Source organism: Deinococcus aerius (assembly GCF_002897375.1).
GTDB classification, from domain to species: Bacteria; Deinococcota; Deinococci; order Deinococcales; family Deinococcaceae; genus Deinococcus; species Deinococcus aerius.
Map to the genome: position 1 here is coordinate 209,909 of NZ_BFAG01000009.1, position 6,000 is coordinate 215,908.

Annotated in this window: 7 protein-coding genes; 1 reads left to right on the forward strand and 6 read right to left on the reverse strand. The window is 72.6% G+C overall.

The features are described 5' to 3' along the window. Nucleotides 1–36 precede the first annotated feature (36 nt). A complete protein-coding gene (locus tag DAERI_RS13700) occupies nt 37–1,299 on the forward strand; it encodes a hypothetical protein (RefSeq protein WP_103129984.1) in 1,263 nt (420 codons plus the stop codon). Between the two features lie 13 nt (nt 1,300–1,312). Here DAERI_RS13700 and DAERI_RS13705 read toward each other — a convergent pair whose 3' ends face one another. From DAERI_RS13705 to DAERI_RS13730, 6 genes are all read right to left on the reverse strand, one after another. Continuing rightward, nucleotides 1,313–2,266 carry a PIG-L deacetylase family protein gene (locus tag DAERI_RS13705; RefSeq protein WP_235610388.1) on the reverse strand — a complete coding sequence of 318 codons (954 nt, stop codon included), beginning with the start codon at nt 2,264–2,266 and terminating at the stop codon, nt 1,313–1,315. A gap of 8 nt (nt 2,267–2,274) precedes the next feature. Next, nucleotides 2,275–3,687, reverse strand: coding sequence for an aspartate kinase (locus DAERI_RS13710; RefSeq protein WP_103129986.1), 1,413 nt, complete (start codon nt 3,685–3,687; stop codon nt 2,275–2,277). A gap of 60 nt (nt 3,688–3,747) precedes the next feature. Then, the gene (locus DAERI_RS13715) at nt 3,748–4,557 is read right to left on the reverse strand and encodes a CopD family protein (protein WP_235610389.1); all 810 of its coding nucleotides are present in this window, start codon (nt 4,555–4,557) and stop codon (nt 3,748–3,750) included. Nucleotides 4,558–4,567: 10 nt separating this feature from the next. After that, the gene (locus tag DAERI_RS13720; RefSeq protein ID WP_103129987.1) at nt 4,568–4,966 is read right to left on the reverse strand and encodes a copper resistance CopC family protein; all 399 of its coding nucleotides are present in this window, start codon (nt 4,964–4,966) and stop codon (nt 4,568–4,570) included. 48 nt (nt 4,967–5,014) lie between these two features. Beyond that, the gene (locus DAERI_RS13725) at nt 5,015–5,467 is read right to left on the reverse strand and encodes a DUF1775 domain-containing protein (protein WP_103129988.1); all 453 of its coding nucleotides are present in this window, start codon (nt 5,465–5,467) and stop codon (nt 5,015–5,017) included. Nucleotides 5,468–5,545: 78 nt separating this feature from the next. Then, entirely contained in the window at nt 5,546–5,902 is a 357-nt protein-coding gene (locus DAERI_RS13730; RefSeq protein WP_103130007.1) for a hypothetical protein, read from the reverse strand. Nucleotides 5,903–6,000 lie beyond the last annotated feature (98 nt).

Consider the following 6,000-nt stretch of genomic DNA (forward strand, 5'->3'; position numbering starts at 1 on the left):
CGAATGCGGGGGCGGACGCGCTAGAATCAGTCTTCCATGACTCCTGCCTCTCCCCGGCAAGCCGCCCTGCTCGCCCTCCTGCTCCCGCTGCTGGCCGCCAGCCTGCCGGGTGAGGCGCTGGCCCAGAGCGCGGCAAAGGCGTCCACCCCCCAGTTCAGCGGCCCCATCGTGATCAGCCGCGGGGGAACCTACCGGGGCAACTGGCAGAGCCTCAACCCCGATCAGGCGGCGGTCCTGATCAAGACCTCGGAGCCCGTGATCATCGAGGACTCGGTGGTCCAGGGCAAGGGCACGCTCATCAAGAGCGTCTTTCAGGGGGCGCGGGTCACCATCCGGCGCACCCGGGGGATCGCGCTCAACCCGGGCCGCCCGCTCTCCGAGTACCGCTACCCCGGCCGCTTCCTGCACCTGGAGGAGTTCCGCAGCGCGGTCGTCGAGAACAACGAGCTGGTGGGCACCTCGGGGATGTACTTCCGCGACTACAAGGGCACGGCCGAGCGCGGCGAAACGATCAAGATCCGCCGCAACCGGGCGAAAAACATCGACGGGCGCTACAGCACCGGGCCGAACACCTTTTCCCTCGACCGCGCGCGGCTGGTGCAGTTCGTGCAGTTCAACGGGGTGCAGCGGCTGGCCGGGGCAGAGATTGCCTGGAACGAGGTGATCAACGAGCCGGGCAAGAGCCGCCCGGAGGAGGTGATCTCCATGTTCCTGTCCAGCGGGGTGCCCAACTCGTCCATCTTGATCCACAACAACTACATCCAGGGCGCCTACCCCGCCCGGCCCACCGACGGGCACTACAGCGGCGGCGGCATGAACCTGGCGGACGGCGGCACGAAGAACCTGCGCGATGCCAACGCCTATATCAAGGCCTACCGCAACGTGATCATCAACACGGGCAACCAGGGCATCGCCATCTCGGCGGGGCACGACATCCAGGCGTACGAGAACCGCATCCTGTCCAGCGGCTACCTGCCGGACGGGCGGCCCATCGGCACCCAGGGGGTGGGGCTGTACGTCTGGGACCTGAACGGGAACCGCAAGTACGGCACCTTCTACAACAACTCGGCGCGCGACAACCTGGTGCGCTGGGAGACCCCGCTGCGCGGGAAGAACAGCACCAACAACTGGTGGTTCCCCGACTGTCCGGCGGTCTGGAAGAGAAACGGCGTGACGGTCAAGGGCTGCACCGGCAACCGCACGCTGCCGGGCCGCGTGACCCAGAGCGTGGAGCGCCAGGAGTACGCGAGCTGGCTGGCGCGGGTGAAGGCGGCGGGGCTCCGGCTGGGGCTGGACTAGTCAGCCCCACTCCTCAACGTCGGCTGGGCGCGGCCTGGGGGGTCAGCAGTTCGTTCTCGCGGACGAAGGCGAGGAGAAAGCGGGCCATCACGTTCATCTGCGAGCGGTGTTCGCGCAGGGCGCGCAGCTTGCCGTCCTCCTGCGCCTCGGTGAGGTCCAGGCGCTGCCAGGCGAGGTGGCGGCCGCGCGGGGGGATCAGCAGCGGGAGCCCCTCGTGCAGCCCCTTGGGGAGCGGGTATTCCAGGCCGCCGTGGACGATCCAGAAGCGCAGGCGGCCCGCCTGTCCCCGCGCGGCGAGCAGCCGGGCGATGAAGTCGCTCGTCGCCCGGTGGTCGGGGTGCGCGTCCCGCACGCTGGGGGCGAGGACCAGGTCGGGCTTCACCCGGTCGAGGACCCGCCCCAGGTCGCGCTCCAGGTCGCGGCCCGTGTAGGGGGCGCCCGGCGAGAGGGCCTGGGCGTAGGGCACCCGGGTGGAACGGGTGTAGCGCGAGGTGTACGGGCGGCCATAGTTCTCGCGCAGGAGGTGGAGCAGGCCCCGGTCGGGGTAGCCCAGGAAGATCAGGTGACCCGGCGGGACGCGCAGCGCCGCCATCGCCCTCCGGGCCTCCCCCATCCGCCGCTCGCCGAGCCCGGCGAGGGGGGCACCGGTGGGCCGGGGCGCATGTTCCAGCAGGAGGGCGTCGAGTTCGAAGCCGTCGCCGCTCGTCAGCCAGACCACCCAGACCTGGGCGCCCGCCGCGAGCGCCTGCTGGATGCTGCCCGCGCAGCACAGCGTCTCGTCGTCGGGGTGGGGCGAGACGACCAGGAGGCGCTGCCCGGCGCGGTAGGGGGAGGCGGCGGGGAGGGCGGCCACCTCGGCCACGGCGTGCGGGTAGAAGAGGCGCAGGGCGCTGGTCGCGTTGATGGCGTAAGCGGCGACGAGCAGCAGGGCGGCCGTCAGGATCGCGGCGCGCTGGCGGCGGAACACTCCGGCAATCAATCAGCCGCCGCGGCGGGCTCGCCGAGCTGGAAGGCGGCGTGGACGGCGCGGGTCGCCCCCTCGACCTGCGAGCCCTCGATGGCGACGCTGATGTTGAGCTCCGAGGACCCCTGGCTGATCATCAGGATGTTCACGTCGCTGCGGGCGAGCGCGGAAAAGAGCCGCGCCGCCACGCCCTTCTGGCCGCGCATCCCCGCCCCCACGATGGCGAGGACGGCCACGCCGGGCTGCTCCTCGACGTTCAGCTCCGCCGTCACCGCGCGGCGCAGGGCCGCGAGCGTCCGCCCCGCGTCCACGCTCTGCACGGCGAGCGACACGTTGCTCATGGAACTCGATTGGGAGACCATCAGCAGGGTGATGTTCTCCCGGGCGATGGCGCCAAATAAGCTGGCGACCACGTCCGGCACGCCGAGGACGCCCGCGCCCGTCACGTTGATCAGGCTCACCTGTCGGATGGCGGTCACGGCCTTGACCGGGTGCCCGGTCTCGTTGTGGGCGGCCTCCTGCACCAGGGTGCCGGGGAAGTCGGGGTCGGCCGCACTCTTCACCCGCAGGGGGATGCCGCTCTCGCGCAGGGGCGTGACCGCGAGGGGGTGGAGGACCTTCGCGCCGAAGTAGGCGAGTTCCATCACCTCGCCGTAGCTCAGGACCTCGATGTTGCGGGCGTCCTTCACCACCCGGGGGTCGGCGCTCATCACGCCGTCCACGTCCTTCCAGGCCCAGACCTCGTCAGCGTGCAGGGCCTTGCCGATGATGGTCGCGGAGAAGTCGGTGCCGCCCCGCCCCAGGGTGGTGATCGCGCCGTCCTCCGTCTCGCCCATGAAACCCGCCACGACCGGCGTGACGCCCGCGTCGAGCACGGCGCCCAGGCGGTCGCGGATGCGCGCGTAGGTGCCGGGGAGGGGCCGGGCGTTGCCGAAGTGCGCGTCGGTCGTGATGCCCGCCTGCCCGCCGGTGAGGTGGTGGGCGCGCAGGCCCTGGCCCTCCAGCGCGAGGGTCATCAACGGCGCACTCAGGCGCTCGCCGAAGGCCACGATGAGGTCGCGGCTGCGGGGGGTGAGTTCGCGCAGCAGGTAGACGCCGTAGACGGCCTGGCGCAGCGTCTCGTGCAGCTCGCGGATCTCGCGCACCGCGGCGGAATCGGGCGCCGCGCCGAGTTCCTGCGCCGCCGCGAAGTGGCGGGTCCGCATCGCCGCGATCTCGTCGTTGGCCGCCGCGATGTCACCGCCCTGCGCGGCGTCGGCGAGCCGCAGCAGCCCGTTCGTGACCCCGGCCATTGCGGAGACGACGACGACCACCCGCACGCCCTCCCGGATGCTGCGCGCCGCGAGCGTGGCGCTGTGGCGGATCGCCGCCGCGTCCTGCATGTTGGTGCCGCCGAACTTCATCACGAGGAGCGAATACGCCATGCGCCACAGTATGACGCCCGCTCCGATCCCCGGGAGCGGGCGTCTGGGCAGGGGGGCGGCTCAGGGCGGGGCGAGGGCGGCCTGGGTGTGTTCCCCGTGGGTGGGCGGGGGGGTGGTGCCCAGGGCGGCGGACACGCCCAGCACGGCCAGCAGCAGCAGCGTCTCCAGGGCGAGGGTGCGCCGGACCCCCCGCCCCCGGGCGAAGGCGCGGCGCACGAGCACGGCGGCGAGCAGGGTGAGGGCCGCCACCCCGAGCTTGACGAGCAGGGTCTGGCCGTAGAGGCTGTCCGGGAGCGCGAGGAGGTTTCCGGCGTGCCGCAGGGTGAGCAGGAGGCCCGTGCCCGAGAGCAGGGCCACGCAGGTCACGGCGACCGGCGTGAAGCGCCGCGCGAGGGCGGGGGTGGGCGCGGCAACGGTGAGGAGGGCCAGGGCGCCGCCCACCCACACGCCCATCGCCCCCAGATGCAGGGCGGTCAGCACCCTGGTGCCGGGGCCGTGCGACCCGCCGTGTCCAGCACCCGCCACACCCCACAGCAGGACGGCCCCGGGCAGGACCGCCAGCCACCCGGGCCAGCCGGACAGCTCGGCGGCGAGGAGGAGCGCCCCGCCCATCACGGTCGTCAGGGCGGCGCGACCCGGCGCGGTCGTCGTGACGTAGGCGAGGGCGTCCGGGAGGGTCAGGAAGCCGAGGTCGTTCAGCGTCCAGCCGACCTCCAGCCCCGCCCCAAGCACGAGCAGCGCGAATCCCAGCGCCAGGAGGCCCGGACGGGGATGGGTGGGCGTAAGCACGCGGCGGGCGAAGGTGCCCCCCACCAGGAGCAGCGTGCCCAGCGCGGTCAGGAACCCCGCGGCGGCCAGGGCGGGGAGCACGGGGCGCGGCTCAGCCCACCCGGAAGACGGAATGCCCGCTCACCGGGTGCCCGTCGTCCGAGAGGATGTGCCAGACGATGAGGTAGGTGCCGGGTTTCAGGCCCGCGTGGAGGGGCAGCCGAACCAGGGCGGCCATCCCGGTCAACTTCGGCGCCGTGTCGGCCCGCAGCTCCGCGTCGTCCTTGCGCGCGAGGGCGGCAGTCGCGGTCTTCTCCGCGTCCGCCCCGGCGGGCAGCGGCACCACCTTGAAGGTCGAGAAGCGCAGGTTGATGGGCTCATCGAAGGTCAGCGTGACGGTTTTCGGGGCAGTCACCCGGGCATTCGCGGCGGGGACGACCGAGGTGACCTCGGTGTGGGCCAGCGCCGAGCCCAGCGTCAGGGCGGCGAGCAGGGGGAGCAGAAAGCGCATGGGGGTCCTTTCGGGAGGGGGAGGGCGCGGGGCCTCTCCCCCGTTCCCTCACTTGAGGGTGGTCTTGCTGGCGGGCGCCTTCTCGGGGTCGGTGTCGTCCCAGGCGACGACCGAGCCGTCCGCGTAGGTTTGGTACACCTTCCAGCTCAGCGTCCCGGCCCCCTCGGGGTTGCGGGCCTGGAAGAAGAAGCGGGCGTATTCCATGGGCGCGATGCGGCCCCGCCAGGTCACCTCCGTCACCAGCCCGGCGCTGTTGAGCGTGACCGTGCGGGTGAAGCCGGGCATAGCCTGGAAGCGGGTGATCGTGAGGCCCGCCGGGACGAGGAGGCGGACCTGGGTGGTGTCCACGTCCTTCTCGGTCGGGACGCCCAGGCGGTAGGTCTCGGAGGCGCTGGCCTTGCTCTCGGTCAGGCCCGTCTCGGTGCGGACGGTGGCGTGCGCGGCGGCGACGGGCAGCAGCAGGGCGAGAAACAGGGGCAGGGCGCGGCGGAATGGGGACATGGATTCTCCGGGAGGTGAACGGGAGGTCGGCGCCCCTGCGCAGGGGCGTCGCTCGGAACGTTGGATTGGCGCGGGACTTCAGGCCGTCGCGCGGGGTGGGGCGCGGGCATCCGCGTGGGCCACGAAGGCGTGCGCGGCGCGGGGCGCGGGAGACGGTCCATGCGCGGGCCGTCCCGCCGGATGGGGAATGGGCAGGGCCGGGTCGGGGGCGGTGGAGAAGGCCCCGGTCAGGCAGAACAGGCAGTGGGCGTCGTGGGCCGCGCCGGGGGAGGACCCGGGCGCGGGCGTCCTGCCCCCGCAGGAGCCCGTGTGGTGAGCCTGCGCGCCCATGGGCGGCGCGTCGGGGAGGGTCCTCAGCGGGTAAGCCAAACCCGCGACAAGCGCCAGCAGCGCGGCCAGCAGGCGCACGCCGCGGGTCCACCGCAGGAGGGGCACGGGGGCATTGTAGAGCGGGCGGGGACACGGCTCCCGGAGCCCCCATTCCATTCACCCTTCCTTTGGTGTCCAGAACACACCAAGGCACACAGGGGATA

Bases quoted from the DNA above. Each gene is read 5' to 3' on its own strand.
- DAERI_RS13710 (WP_103129986.1), bottom strand. From the start codon at position 3,687: ATGGCGTATTCGCTCCTCGTGATGAAGTTCGGCGGCACCAACATGCAG.
- DAERI_RS13725 (WP_103129988.1), bottom strand. From the start codon at position 5,467: ATGTCCCCATTCCGCCGCGCCCTGCCCCTGTTTCTCGCCCTGCTGCTG.
- DAERI_RS13720 (WP_103129987.1), bottom strand. From the start codon at position 4,966: ATGCGCTTTCTGCTCCCCCTGCTCGCCGCCCTGACGCTGGGCTCGGCG.
- DAERI_RS13700 (WP_103129984.1), top strand. From the start codon at position 37: ATGACTCCTGCCTCTCCCCGGCAAGCCGCCCTGCTCGCCCTCCTGCTC.